Raw genomic sequence first — 24,876 nt, forward strand, 5'->3', positions numbered from 1 at the left:
GTAGTTTTACCAAGCGAGTTTTATTTTTTCTTTATAAGAAAGTTTTGCGTAAGCGGGGTTGTAAGAGCATGGCGTTTGATGCCCTTACGTTACAAAAAAATTGAATAAAAAAATAGAAAAACTATTACTAATCATAATACTTATAAATTAAATTATAAAAGTTCTTAAGATGGATACTTAAAAATTAATTGTATGATTTGATTACTACTTTTTAATGGTATTTAGCATTAAATAATAAAGCAGAATTATTATAAGTTCTTTTTTTCAAGGTTAAATAGTTTATCAGTTAAATAAAAGATAATTTTTTTGAAAAGAGCTTTATATTAATCTTATTCTAGCTGTAAATTACATCATTCCAAGATAGGCAGCACCTAAAATTCCTGCATCATTTCCAAGAGTTGCTGTGACAATTTTTAGATTTTCCAAAATTGATGGAAATGCTACATCTTTTAATTTTTCTTTCACACGATCAAACAGGAAATCTCCAGCAAGAGCAACTCCTCCACCTACAACAACAATTTCAGGATCTAGTATGCTAAGCAGATTTCCAATTCCTAATGCTAATTTTTCCGCTTCATAATCCACAATATCAATTGAGAATTCATCACCTTTTCTAGCAGCATCAAATACATCCTTTGCTTCTAAATCTCTACCTTTTGTCATTTCATAAAGCAGGTTTTGTTTATTTACTGCAAGACGGCTTTTTGCTTCACGGATTATTCCAGTAGCAGAAGCGTATGCTTCCCAGCATCCTTTTTGTCCACATCCGCATAGTTTTCCATTTGGCTCAATTTTAATATGTCCAACTTCTCCACCTGCTCCGTGTTCTCCACTTACAAGTTTTCCGTCAACAATAATTCCACCACCAATTCCAGTTCCTACAGCAAGCCCTAATACATTTTTATATCCTTGCGCAGCACCTTTCCACATTTCTCCAAGTGTAATAACATTAACATCATTATCAACTTTTACTGGTTTACCAAGATTTTTTTCAAATTCCAATGCCAAATCCATCCCATGTTTCCAAGGGAAATTTGCCCAAAACTTAACAACTCTGGAATTTAACACGGGTCCTGGTACTCCAACACCAACTGAGACAACATTATCAAAATTAACATTAGTTCCTTCAATTTGAGTAATAAGAATTTTTGACAATCTTTGAATTGTTTCAGAAAAACCTTCCATTGAATCAGTTTTTACGATGGTTGTAAAAATGATATTCCCTTTTTCATCAACAAGTCCAATTTTTGTATTAGTTCCTCCCAAATCAATTCCTACATAATATTTCATATTTCCTCCTAAGTACAGTTATTTATATAACACATAGCAAAACATCTTTAAAATTAATTATTATATCAATATAAGTTTACCTTATTTCTTATATTTTTTCAATATTTTACAAAAATTTTTTTTAATGATATAATGTAAATATGTTTTGTAAAGAAAAAGGATATGTTTGATAATCTAATTTTTAAATTGAATACTTGTGGATAGATAATGGTATTTTAAAAGAATATAAAACAAAATTAAGTTATTGGACAAATTTAATAATATAAATTATGGAGGTTTTTATGAGAAGCTTATCGGGAATACAGCCCAGCGGAATTTTACATATTGGAAATTATTTTGGTGCCATTAAACAGTTTGTAGAGCTGCAGGATGAATATGAAGGTTTTTATTTTTTAGCAAATTATCATGCTTTGACGTCTTCACCAAAAGGTAAGGATTTAAAGGCTAATACGATTGGTGTAATTTTGGACTATTTGGCTTTGGGGCTGAATCCTGAAAAATCAACATTGTTTTTGCAGTCGGATGTGCCTGAACATGCAGAATTATCTTGGATTTTGTCAAATATTGCTCCAATGGGGCTACTAGAAAGAGCTCATTCGTACAAGGACAAAGTTGCGAAGGGAATTAAGCCAAATGTGGGACTTTTTACTTATCCAATACTTATGGCCGCTGACATTTTAATGTATTCGCCAGATATTGTGCCTGTTGGAAAGGATCAGAAGCAGCATTTGGAAATGACTCGTGATATTGCAACTAAATTTAACGAAACTTACGACAAGGAAGTATTTAAATTGCCAAAAGAGAAAATCGTTGAAAATGTAGCTACTGTCCCTGGAACAGATGGTGATAAAATGAGCAAGTCCTATGGAAATGTAATAAATATGTTTGGTTCAAAAAAAGCATTAAAAAAACAGATAATGAGCATTGTAACAGATTCAACACCTTTAGAGGAACCAAAAGATCCTGATAACAATATCACAAAATTATATGCTCTTTTTGCAACAGAAACGGAAGTAGAAGTATTAAAGGAAAAATTCAGAACAGGAAACTTTGGATATGGACACGCTAAAAATGAATTGTTTGACAAATTTATGGATTATTTTTCACCATTTCAGAAAAAAAGAGAAGAACTGGAAAATAATATGGACTATGTATACCAAATTTTGCAAGAAGGTGCAAATAAGGCTAGAAGCATTGCAACTGAGAAAATGGATGAAGTTAGAGATGTAGTGGGGCTTTTGAAGAAAAATTATTAGTGATTTTGTTTGAAAAGTTTTATTTTAATTATAAAGAAAAGGCACGTTTAAGTGTCTTTTTTAGCTTTAAAAATTTTGCGATGATATTCATAAAACAGGAGGCAGAATCGAATGAAGAGAATAGCGAATTTAGAGGATAATCCAAGAAAAGATGTTTTTTTTATTCCACTTATAATTTATATGATTCATCTAGTATTTATGATTTTTGTGAATAATAAAACATTAGTTATAGAAAGTCACATATTTAGACATATATACATGTTTAGAATATATAGATGGATACTTAGTCTTCCAATAATTTATTATTTTGTAAAAACTTATAAAAATATGAATATTTTAAAACGAATGAAAAATTGAATGTAAAAGACTTTAATACATATTTTGCACTAGTTTTTTTTATAGGAAATATTTGTAATTTATTGATTATATCAATATTTAAATTTAAAGGAAGAACTCCTTTAATAAATGAGCCTTTGTATATAGATGTAATAATGGCAGTATTTGTAGCACCAATATTGGAAGAAATTGTATTTCGTGGAGTTATAATGAATAATTTGAGAAAATATGGGATTAGAGTAGCAATAATTATTAATTCGCTTCTTTTTGGGCTATCTCATTATAATATAGAGATGATTATTCCAGCATTTTTGACAGGCATCATCTTTTCTTATGTTGCATACAAGTATTCAATAAAATATTCTATTTTAATACATTTTTTTATAAATGCAATAACAAAAACATCTCAAGTTTTAGCAATTTTAAGAATTGATATACTTCTAATTCTAGTTGGTTTGTTTTCTGCTTTTTTGATTATCTTTTTATTAGTATTTTTTATAATTGGACTGGCAAAAGGAAGATACAAGGAGATATTTTTTATTTTAAAATTAAATGTTGAAGATAGGAAGAAATTAGCTGAGTTTGTGAAAAATGATTTTCTGTATCTGCTGATAATATTTGCGATTGTAGTTTCTAATTTTTTCTTTAATTATAAAATATTTTAATTAATAAGTAATTTGACAAAATATTTAAATTAGAGTAATATATACGTAGAAGGATAAAATAAATTAAAATATCATTGGTGGAGGTAAAAATTGTGAGCAGTAAAAAATATCAAAATTTATTAATTATAGTAACCTCTGTAATTTCTTCCATACTTGGAAGTAAAGTTATTGATATGTACGGCTGGATTCCAGGATTATTGACTGCAGTAGCGATAGGTGTTGTTATTGGGTTAGGTGGAAAGTATTTATTTAAGTTTTTTAATAAAACTGAATAGGTAATTTTTAATATTGCGCTAGAAAGGGAGTTTCTGTATGTTTTGAAGCTCCTATTTTGATATATTTTAAGCTATATAACATAGTCTGTAATTCAAAATGTATTAACATTTACTGTTTAAACAGAAATAATAGAAAATAGTTTATTTTATAATTTTCAGTATTTCATTTTTCCCATTTTTATCATTTTAGCTTCATTGTTATTAAAGTACAAAGTAATTTTCCAATTTTATTGCTCCTAAGAAAATATAAAAATAATCAATAGTGAAATAAAAAAGGCAACCTTTAGGCTACCCTTAAACAAACTACACTTTATGCTTTTTTTAGACATTCTCCTTTTTCAAAGTTTTAGTAAACAGTTTTCCATTTTTTACATAATGGTCAGCATTTTTTTGAATATGTTCTATCTCTTCATCAGTCAATTTTCTCACTATTTTAGCAGGACTTCCTAAAATGAGAACACCTTTCTCATAAGGAATTTTATGAGTAACTAAAGAACCTGCACCTATAAGACAGTTAGGAGCGATTTTTGTCCCGTTTAAAACTGTGCTGCCCATTCCTACTATCACATTATCTCCTATTTCACAGCTATGAAGTATCACATTATGACCTACAGTAACATTTTCTCCCACGATACAGGGAAGTCCAAAATCAGTATGTAATGTCGAATTATCTTGAACATTGCTATTTTTCCCTATAGTTATTTTCTCCACATCTCCTCTTAGTACCGCACCGAACCATATATTCACCCCGTCATTCAGTTCTACATTTCCCATAACATCAGCACTTTCAGCAATAAACACTTCTCCCAATATTTTAGGTTTTATCCCGTCCAATTCATAAATCATCCTGAACACACTCTCCTAACTACATATTTTTCTTTTTCAAGTATTTCTTATAAACTTTCTTAAATTCCAAATCTTCATCAATATTTTCTAACTTTTTTTTAAACAAATCCATTCTATTCTTCATAGTTTTCTCAATTGAGTGAAACTGCCTATATTCATCAATTTTAGCATGATTGCCACTTCGCAATACTTCTGGAACAGTATATCCATCAATTTCTACAGGTCTTGTATATTGGGGAAATCCAAGAAGTCCGTTGTAAAATGAGTCTGTTTCAAAAGATTCTTTTTTTATTACACCTTCCTTTATACGAATAACAGAGTCCATAATTACAAGGGAAGGCAAGTCGCCACTGCTTAGGACATAATCTCCAATGGAAATTTCTTCATCTACAAATTTATCAATAACTCTTTGGTCAAGACCTTCGTAACGCCCTGAAATAAATACAATTTCATCTTTTTCTGAAAGTTCAGTAACTTTTTTGTGAGTCAGCTGTTTTCCTTGTGGGGATAAGAAAATTACATAAGGTTTTTTTGAATTTTCGTTATTTTCGTTGTTGTAAAATTCATAGTTTTCGTAAAAGAAGTTCCAGTAGGCTTCTGGCTTTAAAACCATTCCAGCACCGCCACCAAAAGGGATGTCGTCCATCTGGCTGTGTTTATTTCTAGCATAATCCCTTATGTTTACAATATTAAAATCGATAATATCTTTTTCAGTTGCTCTTTTTAGTATTGTTTGGGATAAATATTGTTCAAATAATTCAGGAAATAGTGTGAGTACGTTAAATTTCATTAATTTTACCTCTTGTTTATTTTCAAATTATATCTATTCTCTCATTCCGTCAATCAGGCTTACTTCGATTCTGTTATTTGGAAAGTCTATTTTTGTTACAAATTCATCAATTAATGGAACCATAATTTCTTTTTTTGTATTAATATCTTCTATAATTAAGATGTTGTGTGCTGCAGTTTCCATTACATCAATAATTTCTCCAATTTTTTCATTTTCAGAAAATACTTCTATTCCAAATAAGTCTTTTACATAAAAATCATCTTCATTTCTTTCAGGGAGCAAATCACGGCGTATTTTGACCTTATAGCCATTCAGCTCTTTTGCGGCATCAATATTTTCAATTCCTTCAAAGTCTAAAATTGCTTTTTTGTCATTTAGCCTTTTTACGTTTTTTACGACAAGTAATTTCTTTTTGTCATTTTTTTCAAGAAGAACACGCTCATTTTCGATAAGTTCGATATTTTCAAAAATTGAGGTAATTTTAACGCTGCCACGTAAATGATGTGTTCCGACAATTGTTCCTATATTTACTAAGTTTTCCATTATTTGTTATCGCTTCTCTCTTTCTTGAATTTTTTTAAATTTCTTTTTTTAATTTTGTGAATTTTCTGCTATCCTCAGCAATTGTTTTTAAGTCAGCTAAGCTAATTCCATCAAAGTTAGCTGCAACTGCTGAAATTATTCCTTCCACTAATGGGGCATCTGCAATTTTTGCTTCAACTTGCCCTTCCAGCTCTTTTATTGCCTTAGCCGCATTAAATACAGAACTTCCCATATCTACGAAAACAAGTACTCCAGCACCGTTATCAGCACGGATTATTGCTTCCTTAACATTTTCGACATTTGTTCCATAAACTTCTCTGCTTGCATTTCCACCATTTTCCAATGTAAAGTCTTCTTGCTTAAATACTTTTACAAAATTAATAATTTCCTGTGCAAGCGTGTTACTGTGGCTAACTACCACGATTCCTACTAAGTTATGACTATTTTCTTTCATTTTTTATTTATGTCCTTTCATATTATGGTTATATTTTTAGTTTTCTCCTAGCAATCTGTCTAAAATTATTGAAACAGCACTTCTGACACACAAATGATTATATCTGGTATTCCCGCGGATTGGCTCCAGAATTTTATAGGATAAATCCATAATTTCATTTGTAAGTCCCCAACCTGTTCCAAATAAAATTAAATACGGAGTATCGTCTTCGATGATTTCTTTTCCTAAATCAGCATATCCAACAGTATTTGGGAAAATTTTTGCTGAAGTTGTAATAATTTTTGGTTTTTTTCCTTCAATTTTTTCAATTGTTTCTATAGCACTTTGGACAGAATCTTCAAGTTCTGTATTTTCAAAGGCTTCGTTTCTATTTTTGTTAAATTCTATCCCATTTCCTTCAGTCCAGTATCCGATAATTCTGCCAGTCAGCTCTTTCTGGGCATCAACTGGAGTTATAATGAAATATTTTTTTATATCGTAAGTTCTGCAAGTCCTAGAAATATCGTGTATATCAAAGTTTGTGACAGAAGTTGCCACAACATCATTATTTCTGTTGTAAACAGGGTAGTGGACAAGCCCCACATATATGTTATCTCTCATTTTGATATTCCTTTCAGTTTTTTATTTATTTCGTCTCTGCCTGTAGCCACGTATCTGTTCATTTTGCTCCTTATAAGCTAAAGCCATAATAAATAACAGTACAGTTTGTACCCAAAAAATTGCAAAATCGGTAAAATTGTGTACTACAATTCCAGCAATTAGAGCAATTTTTAATACATTATTTCTGTCATTTCTCAAAATATCATACAAGTAGCGTAAAAACACAGCAAATAATGCTATTGTTCCAATTAGTCCGTAACTTAAAAGCAGTTCTACAAGTGCATTATGTGAATGTGGATACACATAATTGGTAAATTTGTAGTAAAAAAAGTTTCCGTGTCCATACAGGATATTGGTTTTTTTAAAAATTCTAAACGCCATATCAATAATTTCGACTCTTAGCCAGAAATATTCTATTAACGTACTTTCACGCAAGAATGGGAAAACGCCTGAAACTACTCCCAAAATATACGATAAAAGAATTAAAATACATCCAGCAAAATATCTTCTTCGTAAAAAGTAGAAAAATAATGTAAATATTCCTAAAACAACTGCAATTAACGAAGACCTTGAACCAGTAAGCAGTATTGTCAGAATATTCATTAAAAATACAGCAAAATTAATTTTTGATTTTTTTTCAAATGTAAAATATAAATTTATGATTGCAGACATCATCATAATGCTTCCTAAATAATTTGGATTAAAGTATGCAAAATATCCGATTCTGTTATGTGTGAATAAAAATTCTCCTAACCCAACTAAAAGTGAAATTCCCGAAAATTTTGCCATCCATTCCAAATTATTTTTTTTGAATTCCACATCAACAATTAACGTATAATAACGCCCAACTACAATACATAAAAATATGGGAATTGCCATTAGACCTAAAATATTTTTATAAAAGGCGGAAGTTATAAGTGAAAATCCCAAAACAATTCCCACTGTAATGAGCGACTTGTCCTTAAATATTTTTTTATATTCTCCAGTTATAAATATATTTATTAATATGAGAATGCTAAATAAGATAACTAAAGCATAATGTATAAAAATTGAAGCACCTAAAAGTAAATACAATTTTTCCAGATACTTCTGATTTTTTGTATCCAAGTTTCCTCCTTATAATTATAATAACATAGTAAAACTAAATTTTAAATTTTTTTATAAGACTCCCTGCTCAAAGGCATAAGGAGTATATTTTCCACTTTTTGTATCAATGCTTTTAATAATTTTTTTCACTTCCGTTGCTGTTTCAAATGTGAAATCTAGTCTCAATTCATCTAAATTCAGTTCATAAATATCATCCAGCCTTGGTATCAGGTTCATTGGCTTGTCTAGATAGAGTTCAATATTATCAAGTTCATTTTTTACAATTTTGTACTTGTCATAAAATTCGCCTTCCAGCTCCTTGTATTCCTTATCAAAAATTTTATGTTCGATATACATTCCTTTTAGGTAACCGTAAATCACAAGTCCTTTTTTCAGTTTGTCAGATTTTATGTTTTTTAATTGTCGATAACTTAATTCTGGCGATAAAAATACTGTTTCAAGATTATTGAAAGTAGAAAACATCTCAATTGTATGATTATTGAAAACATTTAAGTTCCAGTCCAGCGTTTGTCCTTTTACTCCAGTTTTTTCTCCCATAATTGCCTGATAAAGATTGGAAACTAGATTTGTACCTGTTTTCATCTTATCTGTTTTTGACAAATTCTTTTCCTTTGCAACATCAAACTGTTTTCGGTAAATTTTTGTTATTCCCATTTCACGGCAGGCGTTTTCCTGCTCATCATTTGTAACAAGTGCTGAAATAACAGGTTTTTTACTATTTTTAGATTTTTCATTTTCCAGATTAATCGGTTCAAAATTATATTTTTTTCGCTCGATAGCAGTTCTTTTGTAAGATTCAAGCAATTTTTCCAGAAGTTCTGAAACACATTCTCTTTTGAGATTTTTTAGTTCACTAAAAGGAATGAACGAAGTTCCATCATAATCAATCTGAATTTTACCAAGTTCAAAAGTCGTATCTCCAAGTTCGCCAATTTTCTCTGCAATTTGTTCTTTCGTAATCAATTTTTTGGCATCTTGTTCAATAAGATTTCCTTTCTTTGTCACAGAAATTATCTCATTTTTTAAATTTTCAATTTCCAGTGTAAGTTCGATTTCTTGACCTTTTTTTGCAAGTAATGTCGCATTAACAGCGGCAAATCTTTTAGAAACTTTTATATTATGGATAATTCTGTCGTTAATTTCTTTAGAATAATTTTTGTAAATATATTTTGTTCCTTTTGGTAATTTTCCGATTGAAACAATGTCAAATCTACTAGCTTTTTGAACTTTTTCTTTTTCATTGTGACTATTTTGCTTTTTGCTTTTCTTTTCAGAATTTTCACTTTTTCCAGATTCGATAATTCGAATTTTATTTACATATTCTCCGCCAATCTGCTCAAAATTATCATCTACGAATTGAACACCATCTCCTAAAATAAGTTCGTCGTCAATCTTAAAATTATTTGATTCACCAATTCTTGCTCCAAGAAAATATCCAAAATTTGAAGAATATTTAAAGTTCATAAGTTTGTTATCCAAATAAAAATATCCTTTTGAATATCCACGGTTAAACAACTTATAACTTTCCGTCGGACGTGGAGTGCCTTTTAAAATATTGTCATAGTAGCTTACGGTTTCGTAAACATATTCGCTTGATTTTTTCCGTCCTTCAACTTTTATCGCATCAATTCCAATATTTTTTAGCATATTGATTTCCTTATCCTGCAATAACTGATCATTAGGGCTTAAAAAATAAGCACTTTCTCCATTTTCGTCTGTAAACTTTTTACGGCAGGAATAAGCACAAAGTCCACGGTTTCCACTTCTTCCTCCAATAAAGCTACTTATGTAACAATTTCCAGAATAAGAAATACAAAGTGAACCTGATACAAAGATTTCCAGTTCAATATCAGTTTTTTCACGAATACTTTTTATTTCTTCAAAGGAAAGTTCTCTTGCAAGACAGACACGAGTAAGTCCTAATTCTTTTAATTTATTAGCTTCTACATGATTTGCCACAGTCATCTGCGTACTTCCATGAATTTTTAAATTTGGAAAATTTTCCTTCAAAAACTTAACAAATCCCAAATCTTGTACAATGAACCCGTCAATTCCGTGTTCATAGACTCTTTTAATATTGTTATACATGCTGTTAATTTCGCTGTCCTTTAAAATTGTATTCAAAGTCATAAGAGTCTTTACTCCACGTGAATGAGCATAGTCAATTCCGTTAAGCACTTCTTGTATAGCTAGATTTTCGTTATTTCTTCTTGCTCCAAATCCTTTTAGACCAAAAAACACTTCATTAGCTCCAGCTTTTACAGCAGCAACTAGTTTTTCATAATTTCCAGCTGGTGCTAAAATATTCATTTTTCTTTTTTTATCAAAATCTATTACTTCTTCCAATTTAATTTTCTCTCCATTTTTTCTAAAAATTTTATCTCTTAATATTATAGCAAATTTGCTATTTTTTTCCAATTTATTTTTTAAATTTATCCAAAATAAATTCGCATATTTTTTTATTGTTGAATAAAAAAATTCGGTAAATATTAAAATACCGAATTTATGTTAAATGCTTTTAAAATACAGGGAATCCTTGTCCAGCATACTTTTCTTCAATAAACTTCTTAATTTTTTCAGAAGTCATAGCTTTTGTCAAATCTTGTATTTTTTTACTGTTTTTGTTATCTTCTCTTGCCACAAGGCTTACAGCGTACTTACCATTTGTATTTTTTTCAATGAATAAGGCATCTTTTACATGAACTCCAATTTTTAGCATATGTGATGGCCAGTTAAATGCCAAGTCAGCTTCTTGGTATGCCTGCACTAGTGATGGAATAGGAACTGCCATAAATTTGAGATTTTTCTTAGTGTTAATGACATCATTCAAATTGTAAAGTCCATCTTTTGGCTTCAATTCAATTAAACCTTCATTTGCAAGTATTCTCAAGGCTCTATCCTGATTTGTTACATCGTTTGGAATGGCAACTTTTGCCCCATTTGGAATTTCTGCCTTATTTTTATATTTTTTTGAGTAAAAACCTACATAAACATCATAAATCCCTTTAACTTTTACAAGTTTTCCGTTATTTTTTTTATTAAAAACTTGCATAAATGGTTCGTGCTGATGAAAGTTTGCATCAAAGTCTTTGGCATTTAGTCCAACATTTGCAGTAACATAATCTGTTAATACAGTAACTTTTACATCATAACCTTCCTTTTTTAAGTCTTCAGCCGCTATTTTCACAATTTCATCCATCGGATATCCAGCCGCAGCAATTCTGATTACATTATCCTTTTTTAAATTTATTCCAACAAATGCTAAAACTAGCACACATATTACAGCTAATGAAATTAATAATTTTTTTGACATTAGTAAATTCTCCTTTTCTTATCTAAATTTTTTGATATTCTGTTTCCAATAATCTGTATTGAAAATACAATGACTATCATTATTGTTACAACCCTATATACAAGGGCATAGTTGTATTCGTTGTATCCATATCGCATTGCATAGTCGCCAATTCCGCCTCCACCAACAACTCCCATAACAGTAGAGTATGAGATAAAGCTGATAATTGACGAAGTTAAGCCAAGTACAAGACTGCTTCTCGATTCAACAAGCAAAAAATGCCACACAATTTGAAATACACTTGCCTTCATTGACAAAGCCGCATCAATTATTCCGCTATTCACATCATAAAAAGACTGTTCTGTAAATCTCGCATACAAAGCCACAGCTACAAAGCAAATTGGAAAACTTGCAGGAAACAGTCCAAAAGCAGTACCAAAAATTAATCGTGTGAGAGGTATTAATATGACTACAAATATTAAAAATGGGAAGCTTCTGACTACATTTATATAAATGTTGCATGGAATATTTATAAACTTATTTTCCCTAATGCTGCCTTTATCAGTCAAAAATACAACCGCTCCTAAAGGAATTCCCAAAAATACTGCACATATCGTAGGAATAAGAACCATTATAAAAGTGTCCTTTATTGCAATTAATAATTCAGTATCTATCATTTCAGAACCTCCCTCACATAATCGGCATAACTTTTGTTTGATTTTTCATAATCCTTCTGATTAACATTGAAAATATCTGTAATTTTACCTTTTTCAATAACAGCTACCCTGCTGCATAGCCTTTTTACAACTTCCAGTTCGTGAGTAACAACTAAAATGGTCGTTCCATACTTTTTATTTATTTCCTCAAATAAGTCAAGTATTTCATCTTTTACAGATTTATCCAAAGAAGCTGTAACTTCATCGCAAAGCAGTAATTGCGGATTTATCACTAACGCACGGGCAATAGCTACTCTCTGCCTTTCGCCGCCGCTAAGGGAAGCAATAAATGATTTTTTCTTATCAGACAGCCCGACAAATTTTAAAACTTCCTCAACTTTTTCAGCTGAAAACCTTTTCTTTAAAATCAACGGAAGAGCAATATTATCAAAGACATTTTTGTTATACAAAAGATTAAATTCCTGAAAAATATAAGCAATTTCAGTATTCTTTGCAATATTAATTTCTCCTTTATCAGCCTTCAAAAGCCCTTGAACAATCCTCAAAATCGTTGATTTTCCACTTCCTGACTGCCCGATTAATCCAAAGATTTCCCCTTTGTTAATCTTCAAATTTATTTTCAAATCAAAATTAGTATAATTTTTTTCAATATCTCTAAGTTCTACCATCTCACCTCCAATTATTTTTGTATTTAATTTTAAAATGTAATAACTTCAAAATTATATCATATTTTTTAAAATAAGGGAATATTGTTTGGAAAAAAGTGAATTCTGCTTTGAGGAACAGAAATAATTAAAATTAATTGGTTTTTTTCGATATTTTCAGCGTTTTCTATTTTTTAGGGGAACAAAAATTAAAAACAAATATTTCCTTGAATTTATATTTGAGATTAGATATAATTTGTATAGAAATAAAAAAATTAAAATTAAATTTTGGGGAAATAACTTAAAATTAGATTTGGAAGTTTAAAAAAGTATTGTTTTAGGAGATTGGCTATGAAGAAGGTTAGAGTTACAATTTCGGATTTTATGAATGAAATTATAAAAAGTGATTCGGAGTATTTTAAAATACCTGTGGGGAGGATAGGGAACATAATTTTTAAATATTATATGGACAAAAATTTAAATAAAGTGGAATTGGGAAACTTTTCAGGAGAAGTGCTGCAGTTTAACTTGAATAAAAATAATGATGAAATTTTTATGGATACTTTTGTTAGAAGCAGAGTTGAAACTGAGGCTGAATATTGGAGAAATATAATTTTTACGTATATTAATAATTTACGATATAGACGTGAAGAAATATTATTTGAAAAGATTTTTAGAAAAATTAAGGAAGGAATACAGGGTAAGAGAAAGATAAAAATAAAATATCACAAATATATAAGGTTAGTAAATCCGTATTTTGTAAAAGTGGCAGATGATGAAAACAGATCTTATTTGTTCTGCTACTGTGAAAAGAATAATGATTATAGGAATTACAGAGTTTCTGAAATAGAAGAAGTGTGGTTTACAAATGAAAATATTGACATAAAAGATAAAAAATATATTGATGACGTGTATAAAAATTTTGATCCGTTTCTATCGTATAAGAACACAGTTAAAGTTGAATTTACAGAAAAAGGAGTGGAATTATATGAAAAAGTTTTGACAAACAGACCTAGACTTTTAAATAAGAAGGATGAGATTTATATCTTTGAATGTGATAACAAACTTGCATTGGTATATTTTGCACAATTTTTTTCAAATGTAAAAATTTTAGAACCAATTGAATTACAGGAAAAATTAAAAAATGAACTTAAAAGAACAATAGAAATATATGAAAATAAGGAGGAAGAAAATGTTTAGATTAAGAGGGAGCAGAAGGAGAAAAACAGAGGAAATTATCAAAAAATTTTTAAAAAGTTATGCTCAAAATGAAAAAAGTGAAAATAAAAAGGATTTGAGAAGCTGGTTAATTTTTGAATTGCAAAATGAACTTGCTGATAAAAATATACAGAAAATAGAAAAAATGGCTGATGAACTTATGGCGGGAGTTGAAATTTATTTTGACAAGAAAAAGGAAGTGGAAAAATATCAAAAAGTTGGGATAAGTAGCAGTGATTATGTGGGAGATGTGATACTGGATAAAATTTCGGAAGATGTAATAAATGCGGAAGTTGTGGATAGACGGCAAATTATCAAGAATATGAAGGAAAGCAGTGAAATTTTAGCAAATTACAATGAGGCAATGATATATGAAGCGGCTGCAATAAATGATTCACAAGTAGTGGCAAGCACATTAAGTGCAGCTAAAGCAAATGTTTATGTTGATAATGTAAATTTAGCTATAGGCAAGTCAAATGAGGAAATTTTGTCAGCACTTACAACTAAAGCTGGAGAAATAAGCCAAAATCCTAATTTAGATGGATTTATATTTGAAGAACATCACGCTGGAACGTTCAATATAGATGCGGCAGTTAAAGAAAAAAACTACTATGCAAAGGCACTAAAGCCAGAAATAGGCGAGACTTATGGAAAAAATTCGGTTGATATGACAATAGAAGATTCTGGCAAGATTGTAAGAAAATATCAGGCAAAAGCCTATAAAAATGCCAATGAAACTGCAAAATCATTTTATGACAGACAGCAAGGCTACAAATATAAATTTCAGTCAAAATTAGTTCCGTCAGATCAGACTGGAGATATTCCAAATGCAGTAGATAAGATGAAATTTGGAGAAGTGGAAAGTAAAAATATAAGCAAGGAAGAAATAAAAAATATTCAGGAAAAATACCAGTCTGGCGACAAAGAAGCAGTAAAATTCAGTTTTGAAAAAGATGTGGACGCTCTTGCAATAAGCAAACAACTAGGAAAACAGGCTGTAATCAATGGAACTATAGGAATTGGTATCGGAATGGCAATGGATGTTGGAGTGAAAATCGTTTCTGGTGAAAAAGTGGAAGTTGCTGAAGTAATTGAGGCTGGAGTGAAGACTGGAACTTCAATGGGACTTTCAACAGCAGTTGCAGGTGGAATAAGGGTTGCAGTTGAAAAGAATGTTGTGCCAAAAGTCTTTGCTGGAGTTTTAGCAAATAATAATGCAGTTGGAGCAGTTGCGGCATCTTCAATGGATATTATAGGAACGGCATTTAAACTAGGTTCGGATGAAATAAGTCTAGGAGAAGCTACAAAAAGGGTAGGAACATCAGTGGGTTCTGCTTATGGAGCGATAGTTGCTTCAAATGCTGGCTTTATAGGTGGAATGGCAGTGGCTGGAGCAATTGGGCTGGGAGCATTGGGAGTTGCAGGAGCAGTTGTTGGTGGAGCAGTGGCACTTGCGGCAGGAGCAGTATGTGGAATAGTGGGAAGTAAAGTTGGCGGAGCGATAGCCAAAGGAGTGGGAACTATTGCAAAACCTGTAATTGATGGATCAACTGAAATAGTAAAAAAAGGGACAGAGGCAGTAAAAAGCGTTGCAAAAGGAGCATGGGAAGGAGTGAAAGCAGTTGGGACAGCAGTAGTTTCAGGTGTAAAAGCGGTAGGAAGTGCCATAAGTTCAGCAGTTGGTGCAGTGGGAAGTTTTATTGGAGGATTATTTGGTTGGTAAAAATAATAATATCATTTTAAAATTGAAGTTAAAAAATTATAATTATACTTTGTAATGATAGGTTTATTTAGTTTTTATCAGTTTAATTTTAGATGAATTCGAGTGTTTTTATAAAAAATTTAAAAATAAATAAAAATTAGGAGGAAAAATGGAAACAAATTTATCAAAGTATTTAAGGGCAAGAAGACCTATAATTTGGGTACACAGTGGAGATTACAAGGAAGTTGACACAATTGTAACAGAAGCAACTAAAGAATATGAAAATAAGGCAATTTTTGAATATAGAGCCTTTGGAGCTGTGAATTTTGAAACGAAGATTAAAAGTGATGAGATTATGGATTTGTACAGTTTTTTAAATATTTTATTTTCTGAAGGTGTGAAAACTAATGTGTTTTTGATAATTAAGAATGCAGAAGAAGAAATGAAAGACGCAAAGAATATTGCACTTATAAAGAAAATAGCAGAAACTAGATATTCAAATTCAGATTATAATTTTACAGTAATTGTAGTAACAGAAGCAGAAACAGTACCGAAGGATTTGGAAAAATTTACTTCGATACTCGACATTCCAAACATGACAAAAGACGAGATTGAAAAATACATTTGGAACTTTGCTAAAGAAAATAATGTGAATGTGGATAAAAATGATGTTGGGGAAGTTGCAATTTCGTTAAAAGGGTTGACAAAACTGGAAATAGATCACGTTCTGAATATGATAATTGAATCTAAAAATAATATTTCAATTTCGGGAAGAGATATAATAATTCGTGAGAAAGGACAAATAATTAAAAAGTCTTCAATTTTGGAAATTATTGATTTTAAGGAAAAAATAGAAGAAATTGGTGGGCTTGAAGGACTGAAAGAATGGTTAAGTTCTAAGGCACAAGTATTTAGAAGGCTGGATGAAGCCAAAAAATTTGGAGTGGATACGCCAAAAGGGGTACTGCTTGTGGGAATGCCAGGCTGTGGTAAAAGTTTGGCAGCAAAAGCAAGTGCAAGATTGTTTAACGTTCCGTTATTAAGGCTGGATATAGGAAGACTTTTGGGAAAATACGTTGGAGAATCAGAACATAATATGAGAGTGGCACTAAAAACAGCAGAATCAATAAGTCCGTGCATTTTATGGATAGATGAGATAGAAAAAGCATTTGCAGGAATAGATCAAAACGGTGGAGCGAGCGACATAACAAAACGTCTATTTGGACAATTTTTGACTTGGTTACAGGAAAAGGAAAACACAGTATTCGTAGTAGCAACAGCCAACGATATAACAGCCTTTCCGCCAGAATTTTTAAGAAAAGGGCGATTTGATGAAGTATTTTTCATAGATTTCCCGAACGAGGAAGAAAGAGAAAGAATATTTGAAATTCACCTTGAAAAAAGAGGAAAAATGTCAGATGATATAAATTTAAAGGAACTGGCAGAAGAAACAGAAGGCTACTGCGGTGCTGATATAGAAGAAATCGTCAAAAACGCAGTTGAAAACAAATTTATACTAGAAACTGAAAATGAAGAAGAAAAGAAAATTACAACAAATAATTTATTAGAAGCAACTAAAAGTATAGATTCTTTATCGAATATTTTATCAGATAAAATAGATATTTTGAAAAAAAGCTATAAAAAATTCAAAATAAAATCAGCTTCTCAAAAAATAAAAAAAGGTAAAAGAATAGCTGGAAGACCGACATTCAAAGATATGGTTATAGTAAATGGAGGAAAATACACACCATCATTCTTTAACGAAGAAAGAGAAGTTTGCAATTTAGAAGTTTGTAAATATCAGACAACACAAGATATGTGGATGGAAGTAATGGAGAATAATCCATCAGAATTTAAAGGTGGAAGACGTCCAGTTGAAAAAGTATCTTGGCTTGAAGCTTTGATATACTGTAATAACTTAAGTGAAAAATATGGATTGAAACCAGTTTATGATTTTAGTACTTTCAATGAAAATCAGAGTATAAAGATAAATCAACTCGGAGGAAAATCAGTGTATCCGAATATAGCAGATTTTAAAAAAACAGAAGGATTTAGATTGCCAACAGAAGTTGAATGGGAATGGTTTGCAAGAGGTGGAGAAGTTGCGATACAAGATGGGACATTTAATTATGATTATTCGGGTAGTAATAATTTAGATGAAGTTGCTTGGCATCATGAAAATTCAGGAGAGCAAACTCATGATGTAGGAACAAAGAAGCCAAATCAATTGGGACTTTATGACTGTAGTGGAAACGTATGGGAATGGTGCTATGATACAAATAGTGATGGATATATATCTGAAAATACTCCATATATATATGATGAAACAGAAACTGAAAGAAGAATAAGAGGAGGTTCGTGCCGATATGTTCATTACACTCCTGAAGAGAATAAATTGTTTTATCGAGATGACAATGGTTACATTAATTTTACAATTAATTATAGTTGTGGTTTTCGTATAGTTAGAACAATTTAATTTTTATAATTTTTACTTTTAAATAGGGGGTTCTTTTGAATACATAGCATATCAGAAGGCACACCCGGAGAACTGAAACATCTTAGTACCCGGAGGAAGAGAAAGAAAATTCGATTCCCTTAGTAGCGGCGAGGTTTTGAGATTTATTAAAAAAAGTTAAAAAATGTAATTGACAAAATATTTGATATGTATTATAATTTATTTACATTAAAGCCTTATTTATTTAAGGAAAGAATGGTAATAAAAGATTAAGAGCCTTATTCGTTAAGGACTACCGAAGGTATATCCAAAAGATATACCTAATTTTTTTAAGAGGGGGAATATAATATGACAAAATGTGAGGTTTTTGGTGTTTACTTGATAGACTTTAAAATAAATGAGGGTGGAGAATTATCAAATAAGCATTATGGTTTAGTATTAACCAAAATGTCAAGTTCTGATAAAACATTTCTTGTTGCACCGATGACGAGTAAAAAAAGAAATAAAAGATATAGAGGAGGGATTACTGTTATTTGTGAAAAATATCAAAATAATCCAAGTGCTAAAAAAGCATTCATACAACTTAGGAAAATTCGAGAAGTAAGTATAAAAAGATTACTAGGCAGTAAAAAATATAGTTTAGATGAAGAGGATGCTAATAGATTAAAAGTGGCTTTTCATAAATTTTTTAAACATTTAGAATTAGATATGGAAAAATTAAAAAAGATAACCTCAGGGGCAAAGGAATTCTAAGATTTTAATCCTACTCCTATCCAGGAACCCAGCACTAATCCTTCACAAGTTATCTTGTTAAACTAATTATATTATAATTTCATAAAATGTCAAGGACAAGAAATGGAAAAAATTTTCAAAATTTCCTTGCAAAATAAAAATAAATATGATAAACTATTTTAGTAATTAAATTAGAAGTAGAAACATTGTTTCTCACCTTTCCATCAAATACATTTAGATTTTGGATTGATTTTCCAAATAAAAATAGAATAATGAGTTCTATTTTTAAGATGAGTTGGGTATTAGTTATTTGATATTTTATAATGAAATAAGTATTTTTATTATACTGATTTTGTTATAGGATTTATTTATATGATAACTATTGAGCAAGGTTTCTTATATCTTGTTTTTTTATTGTAAAAAAACTAGGAGGTGTTTTTTATAAGAGGAAATAACCGATCTGATGAGCCAAGAATGAACGAGCGAATTAGGGCAAGAGAAATTAGGGTTGTTGGTGATGATGGAGAACAGTTTGGAGTAATGTCAGCTAGAGATGCGTTAGCACTTGCGGCAGAAAAAGAATTGGACTTAGTTGAAATTTCACCAAATGCAACACCGCCTGTATGCAAAATCATGGACTATGGAAAATTCAAGTATGAGAAAACGAAGAAAGACAAGGAAAATAAGAAAAAACAAAAAAATGTCGTTATTAAAGAGATTAGAATTAAACCTCATATTGACGAGCATGATAAAGAAACAAAAATTTCTCAAATTGAAAAATTTATAGCCAAGGAGCATAAGGTAAAAGTCAGCCTAAGACTTACAGGTAGAGAAAGATTACATGCAGAATCTGCTATTAAAGTATTAGACGAGTTTGCAAGTCATTTTGAAGAAACTGCAACAGTTGAGAAAAAATACGGAAAAGAACAGGTTCAAAAATTTATTTTATTATCGCCTAAAAAATAAAGGCAAAATTTAAAAAAGTGAAAAGTGATTTAGGAGGAAAGAAAATGCCAAAAATGAAAACACATAAAGGAACAAAAAAAAGAGTTAAAGTTACAGGAAGTGGAAAAATTTCTATAAGACACTCAGGAAAGAGCCATATCTTGACTAAAAAGACTCATAAAAGAAAGAAACGTCTAGGACAAGACGCAATCGCTCCAAAAGGTGCTGAAAGAAAAATCAAAAAAGCATTGGCTGGACAAGAAGGAAGATAGTTTAAGTAATTACTTTAAAATTATTTTTAAAAAAGCAATTTAACAAATTTATTACTTTTATTTAAAAGTAAAGTTAAAAAAAGCAGTTTTAGAATAACAATTAACAGCTTTTTATTAAAAAATCAAAATTAAAAATTGACAAAAGTTAGTTCTGAATATTAAATATAAAGAACAAAAAACGGCTAAAATATCAAGGAGGAAAGAAGATGCCAAGAGTAAAAACAGGAATAGTTAGAAGAAAAAGACATAAAAAAGTTTTAAAAGAAGCAAAAGGTTATAGAGGAGCCATAAAAACAAATTATAAAAAAGCTAATGAAGCAGTTAAAAAAGCTATGGCTTACGCAACTGAACATAGAAAATTGAAAAAAAGAAAAATGCGTGAATTATGGATTATCAGAATTAACGCTGCTGCAAGATTAAACGGAATTTCTTATTCAAGATTGATGAACGGACTTAAAAAAGCTGGAATTGAACTTGATAGAAAAGTTTTAGCAGACTTAGCATTAAATAATCCTGCTGAATTTGCAAAATTAGTAGAAAAAGTTAAATAGAAATAAATAACAAATCAATACTCAAATGGTAATTTTTAATAAAATAAGCTATTTGGGTATTTTTAAAATTAGAAGATTATATATCGTATTTTTTTACAATAAAAGTTAAAATAATTCAAATAATTGATATTTATGATACACAGAAACACAGTTTCTTTTATTTTAATGAAATTTTGTTTGAAAAATATTTCAAAGAATAATTATATGAAAAATTTTTTAATTATAAATGTTTTAAATAAAAATTGTAATATTAAAATTTAAGATATTTAATAATTGTAATTAAAAATGAATTAGATTTGATTAGAAAAGGCTATACTTATAAACCTTGTAAAATAGATAAATTGTGGATTATGAGATAGCCCTTTTTATATAGGGAAATTAAATAAATAATGTTTTTTTGGGCTATCTCATAAAATGGTCTTTTATTCAAAAAAACAAATTTCCCTATATAGCCAAATGGTTGTTAATTATTAATTAACTTCCTTTTGACATTATTATTATAGCACGAAAGTTAAAAAAGTCAATACTAAAAATTAAATAATTTTAAAATATTTTTGAAGTTTTTAAAAAATATTTATTTTTAATTCTTGAGATTGATTTAAATAAATTTAAATTATGGTTGTAATTATTGAAAATCGAGGTAAAATAAAGTTTAAGAGAAATTAAGTCATATAAAAATTAATTATGGAGGAAAACTGATGAAAAAAAATGTTGAATTTGGAATAAAAAAACAGTTGATTACAAAAGAAGAAATTCAGAAAAGATTAAAAGAGCTGGGAACACAAATTACAGAGGATTTTAAAAATGAAAGTGAGCCATTGATAGTTATTGGGCTTTTAAAAGGATCGATTGTGTTTATGGCTGATTTGATTAGAGAAATAAGATTACCGCTTGAAATTGATTTTATAGAGGCTTCTAGTTATGGAGAAGGAACTCAAAGTTCTAGGGAAGTTAAGATTTTGAAGGATTTAAGAAGTACAATTAGCGGTAAAAATGTGTTAGTTGTAGAAGATATTATTGATTCAGGATTTACGTTAAAAAAAGTATTACAGCTTTTAGGAAGTAGAAACCCTAAGAAAGTTTCACTATGCACGCTTTTGGACAAGCCTGAAAGAAGAGAAGTGGAAGTTGATGTGCAATATGTTGGTTTTGAAATTCCAAATGAATTTGTTGTAGGATATGGACTTGACTTTAATGAAAATTATAGAAATCTTGAATATGTAGGGATTGCTGAGCCATCGGTTTTTGAATAGATTTAAAATTAATCTTTTTATTAGGATTTAATTTTGAAATTTATGATAGGCAATTATAAAAGTAATAATACAAAGATTCAATAAATATAATATTTTTATCTAAAATATTAAAATTTTATTGTAAAAATGCTTAAGAAAAATAGTAAAAATTAGAATTGTAAGACCATTTTAACTATTAGAGAATTTAGACTTTTACGAATAAGTATATTTATTAAATGAGGAGAAATATTGAAAAGAAATAAAGAAAAACATCATAAAAAGAACAAAAACTTTGAGAATGAAAATCATAAGGCTAAAAAGAAATATGGACAAAATTTTTTAAGTGACAGCAATTTATCAGATGAAATTTTAGACATAGCAAATATAGATGAGGAAACAGAAGTTTTGGAAATAGGACCAGGGTTGGGATTTTTGACAGAAAAATTGATTGAAAATTCTAAATTTTTGACTGCTTTTGAGATAGATGATGACTTGGTACCGTTTTTGAATAAAAAATTTGAAAACAAGCAAAATTTTAAGTTGATTCATCAGGATTTTATGGAAGCAGATTTGGAAAAATTTTTTGAAGCTAAGAAAAATGTTAAAGTTGTGGCAAATATTCCGTATTATATAACTTCGCCGATTATTAACAAACTTTTGGAATACCGTGAGAATATTGATGAAATTTATTTGATGGTACAAAAGGAAGTGGCAGAGCGAATTGCCTCCCGGCCTCATACCAAAAATATGAGTCTGCTTACACACGCAGTTCAATTTTACGCTGAAGCGGAATATCTGTTTACTGTACCGAAGGAAAAATTTGATCCTGTTCCAAAAGTTGACTCAGCATTTTTAGGAATAAAAATTTTGAAAGATAAAAGATATGAAAGTCAGATTTCAGAAGAAAAATATTTTAAATATTTAAAAGAAGCATTTTCCAATAAACGAAAGAGTATTGCTAACAATTTAACAAAATTAGGATTTTCAAAGGATGTAGTTGGAGCAGCGCTAGAGAAAGTTGGAAAGACAAGGCTTGCACGGACTGAAGAGTTTTCTGTTCAGGAGTTTATTGATTTTATTGAGATTTTAGAAAAATAAATTATACTCAAACCTATTTAAAATTAAACTACTAAAAATTATATAGATTTAGGGTTTGAGTAAAATAGTCATAGCTTTTTGAGTTTAGTTTTAAAGCAGTTTTACTATAATTGTAATTTTATTTTATAAAATTTTAGTTTAAAACAAGAGCAGAATATTAGTAAGTAAATTCACGATAATTTGTAAATGAAAAGGCTTGGAATTATAACACTCCAAGCCATTCTCTTTTTTCTAGAATTTCTATTTCGATATTTTTTTGCTTTAATGTTTCGATTGCGTTATCCATATCATTTAAAAAATAAGAATTTGTGAGAATTTTTATTAAACCGTTCTGATTGTCAAGAGTTCTTACATTTCCTAATCCATCGTATGCTTCTATGATTTTATTGATAAAGTCGATATGTTCTTTTTTTGTTTGAATAATGTATTCCCAGCTTTTCATCTCTTTTTTATTTTTGTTCATATTTTTATCCTTTCTTTTAAAACTTGTCTAAGTATGAATATTTTCCGTCAGAGTCTTTCCAGCCTAATATTTTTTCCAAATTTACATTTTGTGTTGATTGAACTATGCGTTTTTTTATATCAGGATTAGTTTTTACAAGCTGTGCAATTAAGTCCTTGGTTTCACGGCGTTTGCTGGAAGTCTTTTCAGCAGCTACAGTACAGCCGCAGTTCATTGGTAAGATTCCATTGTTTCGTACCCATTTTATAATTGCTTTTTCTTCTACATAAAATAATGGACGAATTAATTCTATCTCAAAATTATCGGACTTTAGTTTTGGCAGCATTGTTTCAAATTTTCCCATATAAAACATACTCATTAGAGTGGTTTCGATAACATCGTCAAAATGATGCCCAAGTGCTAGTTTGTTGCACCCAAGCGAAGTTGCTTTTGTGTAAAGGCTTCCGCGACGCATTTTGGCACACATATAGCAAGGATAGTCTTTTGCAATCTTTTCTGCAATTTCAAAAATATTATCATTATAAATTTCACACGGAATATTCAGATGTTCTAGATTTTTTTTCAAATTATTCAGATTAACAGGGTTAAATCCAGGGTTCATCGAGATAAACACTAACTCAAAGTTAGTTCTGCTGGCTCTTTTCAGTTCCTGAAACAGTTTTGAAAGCAAAAGGCTGTCTTTACCTCCAGAAATAGCAACTGCAATCTTGTCGCCATCTTTTACCATTTCAAATTCCTTTAAAGCTCTCACAAAAGGTGTCCAAAGTGCTGAACGATATTTTTTTTGAATACTTTTTTCAATAGTTTCCAGTGGCTGAAGTGGAACAGACGGTAAAATCGTTTCACAAACTGCACTTCCGAGAGAAGTAGAAGCAATGTTGTCAGTATTTGTTTCATTATTTATTGTATTTCCATTATCGAATTCGTTTTCGATGTTTTCTAAATTCATTAATTTATAACTCCTTTTAAAATTTGTGTCTTTATAGACTGTATCAAGTTTTTAGAAGATTGTCAAGTAGTTTCATTTTAAACTAGGATTGCTATATTTTTTGATAAAAAATTTGAAAACAAAATTTGATAAGAATATTGAAATTATGATATAATAACTTTAAGAAAATAAAATTTTAAATAAAAAAGTGGAGGAAAGAAATAAAATGAGCAAATATTTTGAAACTGTGGATTTTTGGGTTGAAAATTTATTGGATTCGACTGAAAGCTATACTATTGAAAGTAACGAAAAAGGTAAGTTTGTAGATATTACGATTAACGTTACAAAAGATGACATGGGAAAAGTTATTGGAAAAAATGGAAGAATTATTACAGCACTTAGAGTTCTAATGTCTTCAGTTGCAAAAAAAGATAGAAAAAGTGTAAAAATCGAAGTTAAGGAAATGTAAGTTTAAAAATTTGTTAAAATGATGTCAGTATTTATA

General features: G+C 29.7%; 27 protein-coding genes. 14 read left to right on the plus strand and 13 right to left on the minus strand.

Features of this window, described 5'->3' with window-relative positions:
- Positions 1-345 precede the first annotated feature (345 nt).
- Entirely contained in the window at positions 346-1,290 is a 945-nt protein-coding gene (locus tag FVE75_RS04540; protein ID WP_147005440.1) for an ROK family protein, read from the minus strand.
- A 281-nt stretch (positions 1,291-1,571) separates the two neighbouring features.
- Here FVE75_RS04540 and trpS point away from each other — a divergent pair, with 281 nt between their 5' ends.
- From trpS to FVE75_RS04555, 4 genes are all read left to right on the plus strand, one after another.
- Positions 1,572-2,546 carry a tryptophan--tRNA ligase gene (gene trpS / locus FVE75_RS04545; protein WP_147005442.1) on the plus strand — a complete coding sequence of 325 codons (975 nt, stop codon included), beginning with the start codon at positions 1,572-1,574 and terminating at the stop codon, positions 2,544-2,546.
- 111 nt (positions 2,547-2,657) lie between these two features.
- The gene (locus FVE75_RS11305; protein ID WP_232052641.1) at positions 2,658-2,903 is read left to right on the plus strand and encodes a hypothetical protein; all 246 of its coding nucleotides are present in this window, start codon (positions 2,658-2,660) and stop codon (positions 2,901-2,903) included.
- A gap of 62 nt (positions 2,904-2,965) precedes the next feature.
- A complete protein-coding gene (locus FVE75_RS04550) occupies positions 2,966-3,547 on the plus strand; it encodes a CPBP family intramembrane glutamic endopeptidase (RefSeq protein ID WP_232052642.1) in 582 nt (193 codons plus the stop codon).
- Positions 3,548-3,639: 92 nt separating this feature from the next.
- Positions 3,640-3,822 (plus strand): glycerol transporter, encoded by a 183-nt coding sequence (locus FVE75_RS04555; protein ID WP_147005444.1) that lies wholly within the window; start codon positions 3,640-3,642, stop codon positions 3,820-3,822.
- A 321-nt stretch (positions 3,823-4,143) separates the two neighbouring features.
- On the opposite strand, the gene FVE75_RS04560 is transcribed toward FVE75_RS04555, so the two are convergent.
- The 10 genes from FVE75_RS04560 to FVE75_RS04605 form a co-directional block, all read right to left on the minus strand.
- Positions 4,144-4,668 carry a gamma carbonic anhydrase family protein gene (locus tag FVE75_RS04560; protein ID WP_147005446.1) on the minus strand — a complete coding sequence of 175 codons (525 nt, stop codon included), beginning with the start codon at positions 4,666-4,668 and terminating at the stop codon, positions 4,144-4,146.
- Between the two features lie 19 nt (positions 4,669-4,687).
- On the minus strand, positions 4,688-5,458 hold the full coding sequence (gene trmD / locus FVE75_RS04565; RefSeq protein ID WP_147005447.1) for a tRNA (guanosine(37)-N1)-methyltransferase TrmD: 771 nt from the start codon (positions 5,456-5,458) through the stop codon (positions 4,688-4,690).
- A gap of 33 nt (positions 5,459-5,491) precedes the next feature.
- The gene (rimM, locus tag FVE75_RS04570; protein ID WP_021743793.1) at positions 5,492-6,001 is read right to left on the minus strand and encodes a ribosome maturation factor RimM; all 510 of its coding nucleotides are present in this window, start codon (positions 5,999-6,001) and stop codon (positions 5,492-5,494) included.
- A gap of 34 nt (positions 6,002-6,035) precedes the next feature.
- A complete protein-coding gene (locus FVE75_RS04575; RefSeq protein ID WP_147005448.1) occupies positions 6,036-6,455 on the minus strand; it encodes a PTS-dependent dihydroxyacetone kinase phosphotransferase subunit DhaM in 420 nt (139 codons plus the stop codon).
- A gap of 36 nt (positions 6,456-6,491) precedes the next feature.
- The gene (locus FVE75_RS04580; RefSeq protein WP_021769217.1) at positions 6,492-7,055 is read right to left on the minus strand and encodes an RNA methyltransferase; all 564 of its coding nucleotides are present in this window, start codon (positions 7,053-7,055) and stop codon (positions 6,492-6,494) included.
- 21 nt (positions 7,056-7,076) lie between these two features.
- Complete coding sequence (locus FVE75_RS04585) at positions 7,077-8,162, minus strand: O-antigen ligase family protein (RefSeq protein ID WP_021743790.1); 1,086 nt, start codon at positions 8,160-8,162, stop codon at positions 7,077-7,079.
- A 51-nt stretch (positions 8,163-8,213) separates the two neighbouring features.
- Positions 8,214-10,508 carry a peptidase U32 family protein gene (locus FVE75_RS04590; RefSeq protein ID WP_147005449.1) on the minus strand — a complete coding sequence of 765 codons (2,295 nt, stop codon included), beginning with the start codon at positions 10,506-10,508 and terminating at the stop codon, positions 8,214-8,216.
- A 172-nt stretch (positions 10,509-10,680) separates the two neighbouring features.
- Complete coding sequence (locus tag FVE75_RS04595; protein ID WP_147005450.1) at positions 10,681-11,475, minus strand: MetQ/NlpA family ABC transporter substrate-binding protein; 795 nt, start codon at positions 11,473-11,475, stop codon at positions 10,681-10,683.
- Positions 11,475-12,131 (minus strand): methionine ABC transporter permease, encoded by a 657-nt coding sequence (locus tag FVE75_RS04600; protein ID WP_147005451.1) that lies wholly within the window; start codon positions 12,129-12,131, stop codon positions 11,475-11,477. The genes FVE75_RS04595 and FVE75_RS04600 overlap by 1 nt, the downstream gene beginning before the upstream one ends.
- The gene (locus tag FVE75_RS04605; protein WP_147005452.1) at positions 12,128-12,799 is read right to left on the minus strand and encodes an ATP-binding cassette domain-containing protein; all 672 of its coding nucleotides are present in this window, start codon (positions 12,797-12,799) and stop codon (positions 12,128-12,130) included. The genes FVE75_RS04600 and FVE75_RS04605 overlap by 4 nt, the downstream gene beginning before the upstream one ends.
- 327 nt (positions 12,800-13,126) lie before the next feature.
- On the opposite strand from FVE75_RS04605, the gene FVE75_RS04610 reads away from it, so the two are divergent.
- From FVE75_RS04610 to rsmA, 9 genes are all read left to right on the plus strand, one after another.
- Positions 13,127-13,975: a WYL domain-containing protein gene (locus tag FVE75_RS04610; RefSeq protein WP_147005453.1), complete on the plus strand. Its 849-nt coding sequence runs from the start codon at positions 13,127-13,129 to the stop codon at positions 13,973-13,975.
- Positions 13,968-15,716: a hypothetical protein gene (locus tag FVE75_RS04615; RefSeq protein ID WP_147005454.1), complete on the plus strand. Its 1,749-nt coding sequence runs from the start codon at positions 13,968-13,970 to the stop codon at positions 15,714-15,716. Before FVE75_RS04610 ends, FVE75_RS04615 begins: the two co-directional genes overlap by 8 nt.
- 148 nt (positions 15,717-15,864) lie before the next feature.
- A complete protein-coding gene (locus FVE75_RS04620) occupies positions 15,865-18,171 on the plus strand; it encodes an AAA family ATPase (RefSeq protein ID WP_147005455.1) in 2,307 nt (768 codons plus the stop codon).
- Between the two features lie 327 nt (positions 18,172-18,498).
- Positions 18,499-18,903 (plus strand): type II toxin-antitoxin system PemK/MazF family toxin, encoded by a 405-nt coding sequence (locus FVE75_RS04625; RefSeq protein WP_147005456.1) that lies wholly within the window; start codon positions 18,499-18,501, stop codon positions 18,901-18,903.
- Between the two features lie 411 nt (positions 18,904-19,314).
- Positions 19,315-19,848, plus strand: coding sequence for a translation initiation factor IF-3 (gene infC, locus FVE75_RS04630; protein WP_021744546.1), 534 nt, complete (start codon positions 19,315-19,317; stop codon positions 19,846-19,848).
- A gap of 44 nt (positions 19,849-19,892) precedes the next feature.
- The gene (gene rpmI, locus FVE75_RS04635; RefSeq protein ID WP_026746377.1) at positions 19,893-20,099 is read left to right on the plus strand and encodes a 50S ribosomal protein L35; all 207 of its coding nucleotides are present in this window, start codon (positions 19,893-19,895) and stop codon (positions 20,097-20,099) included.
- A 206-nt stretch (positions 20,100-20,305) separates the two neighbouring features.
- Complete coding sequence (gene rplT / locus FVE75_RS04640) at positions 20,306-20,650, plus strand: 50S ribosomal protein L20 (protein ID WP_015769536.1); 345 nt, start codon at positions 20,306-20,308, stop codon at positions 20,648-20,650.
- Between the two features lie 698 nt (positions 20,651-21,348).
- Positions 21,349-21,903, plus strand: a complete 555-nt coding sequence (gene hpt, locus FVE75_RS04645; RefSeq protein ID WP_147005457.1) for a hypoxanthine phosphoribosyltransferase — start codon at positions 21,349-21,351, stop codon at positions 21,901-21,903.
- 228 nt (positions 21,904-22,131) lie between these two features.
- On the plus strand, positions 22,132-22,980 hold the full coding sequence (gene rsmA, locus FVE75_RS04650; RefSeq protein ID WP_147005458.1) for a 16S rRNA (adenine(1518)-N(6)/adenine(1519)-N(6))-dimethyltransferase RsmA: 849 nt from the start codon (positions 22,132-22,134) through the stop codon (positions 22,978-22,980).
- Positions 22,981-23,182: 202 nt separating this feature from the next.
- On the opposite strand, the gene FVE75_RS04655 is transcribed toward rsmA, so the two are convergent.
- Positions 23,183-23,443 carry a DUF4911 domain-containing protein gene (locus tag FVE75_RS04655; protein WP_147005459.1) on the minus strand — a complete coding sequence of 87 codons (261 nt, stop codon included), beginning with the start codon at positions 23,441-23,443 and terminating at the stop codon, positions 23,183-23,185.
- Positions 23,444-23,459: 16 nt separating this feature from the next.
- Positions 23,460-24,392: a tRNA 2-thiocytidine biosynthesis TtcA family protein gene (locus FVE75_RS04660; protein ID WP_172618770.1), complete on the minus strand. Its 933-nt coding sequence runs from the start codon at positions 24,390-24,392 to the stop codon at positions 23,460-23,462.
- Positions 24,393-24,597: 205 nt separating this feature from the next.
- Between FVE75_RS04660 and FVE75_RS04665 the strand changes: the two genes are divergently transcribed.
- Positions 24,598-24,840 carry a KH domain-containing protein gene (locus FVE75_RS04665; protein ID WP_026749234.1) on the plus strand — a complete coding sequence of 81 codons (243 nt, stop codon included), beginning with the start codon at positions 24,598-24,600 and terminating at the stop codon, positions 24,838-24,840.
- The last annotated feature ends 36 nt before the right edge of the window (positions 24,841-24,876 follow it).

The sequence above is a fragment of the Leptotrichia hongkongensis genome (genome assembly GCF_007990635.1).
Taxonomy (GTDB): domain Bacteria; phylum Fusobacteriota; class Fusobacteriia; order Fusobacteriales; family Leptotrichiaceae; genus Leptotrichia; species Leptotrichia hongkongensis.

Bases quoted from the DNA above. Each gene is read 5' to 3' on its own strand.
- FVE75_RS04540 (WP_147005440.1), bottom strand. From the start codon at position 1,290: ATGAAATATTATGTAGGAATTGATTTGGGAGGAACTAATACAAAAATT.
- trpS (WP_147005442.1), top strand. From the start codon at position 1,572: ATGAGAAGCTTATCGGGAATACAGCCCAGCGGAATTTTACATATTGGA.
- FVE75_RS11305 (WP_232052641.1), top strand. From the start codon at position 2,658: ATGAAGAGAATAGCGAATTTAGAGGATAATCCAAGAAAAGATGTTTTT.
- FVE75_RS04560 (WP_147005446.1), bottom strand. From the start codon at position 4,668: ATGATTTATGAATTGGACGGGATAAAACCTAAAATATTGGGAGAAGTG.
- trmD (WP_147005447.1), bottom strand. From the start codon at position 5,458: ATGAAATTTAACGTACTCACACTATTTCCTGAATTATTTGAACAATAT.
- rimM (WP_021743793.1), bottom strand. From the start codon at position 6,001: ATGGAAAACTTAGTAAATATAGGAACAATTGTCGGAACACATCATTTA.
- FVE75_RS04575 (WP_147005448.1), bottom strand. From the start codon at position 6,455: ATGAAAGAAAATAGTCATAACTTAGTAGGAATCGTGGTAGTTAGCCAC.
- FVE75_RS04580 (WP_021769217.1), bottom strand. From the start codon at position 7,055: ATGAGAGATAACATATATGTGGGGCTTGTCCACTACCCTGTTTACAAC.
- FVE75_RS04595 (WP_147005450.1), bottom strand. From the start codon at position 11,475: ATGTCAAAAAAATTATTAATTTCATTAGCTGTAATATGTGTGCTAGTT.
- FVE75_RS04600 (WP_147005451.1), bottom strand. From the start codon at position 12,131: ATGATAGATACTGAATTATTAATTGCAATAAAGGACACTTTTATAATG.
- FVE75_RS04605 (WP_147005452.1), bottom strand. From the start codon at position 12,799: ATGGTAGAACTTAGAGATATTGAAAAAAATTATACTAATTTTGATTTG.
- FVE75_RS04610 (WP_147005453.1), top strand. From the start codon at position 13,127: ATGAAGAAGGTTAGAGTTACAATTTCGGATTTTATGAATGAAATTATA.
- FVE75_RS04615 (WP_147005454.1), top strand. From the start codon at position 13,968: ATGTTTAGATTAAGAGGGAGCAGAAGGAGAAAAACAGAGGAAATTATC.
- FVE75_RS04620 (WP_147005455.1), top strand. From the start codon at position 15,865: ATGGAAACAAATTTATCAAAGTATTTAAGGGCAAGAAGACCTATAATT.
- FVE75_RS04625 (WP_147005456.1), top strand. From the start codon at position 18,499: ATGACAAAATGTGAGGTTTTTGGTGTTTACTTGATAGACTTTAAAATA.
- rpmI (WP_026746377.1), top strand. From the start codon at position 19,893: ATGCCAAAAATGAAAACACATAAAGGAACAAAAAAAAGAGTTAAAGTT.
- rplT (WP_015769536.1), top strand. From the start codon at position 20,306: ATGCCAAGAGTAAAAACAGGAATAGTTAGAAGAAAAAGACATAAAAAA.
- hpt (WP_147005457.1), top strand. From the start codon at position 21,349: ATGAAAAAAAATGTTGAATTTGGAATAAAAAAACAGTTGATTACAAAA.
- FVE75_RS04655 (WP_147005459.1), bottom strand. From the start codon at position 23,443: ATGAACAAAAATAAAAAAGAGATGAAAAGCTGGGAATACATTATTCAA.
- FVE75_RS04660 (WP_172618770.1), bottom strand. From the start codon at position 24,392: ATGAATTTAGAAAACATCGAAAACGAATTCGATAATGGAAATACAATA.
- FVE75_RS04665 (WP_026749234.1), top strand. From the start codon at position 24,598: ATGAGCAAATATTTTGAAACTGTGGATTTTTGGGTTGAAAATTTATTG.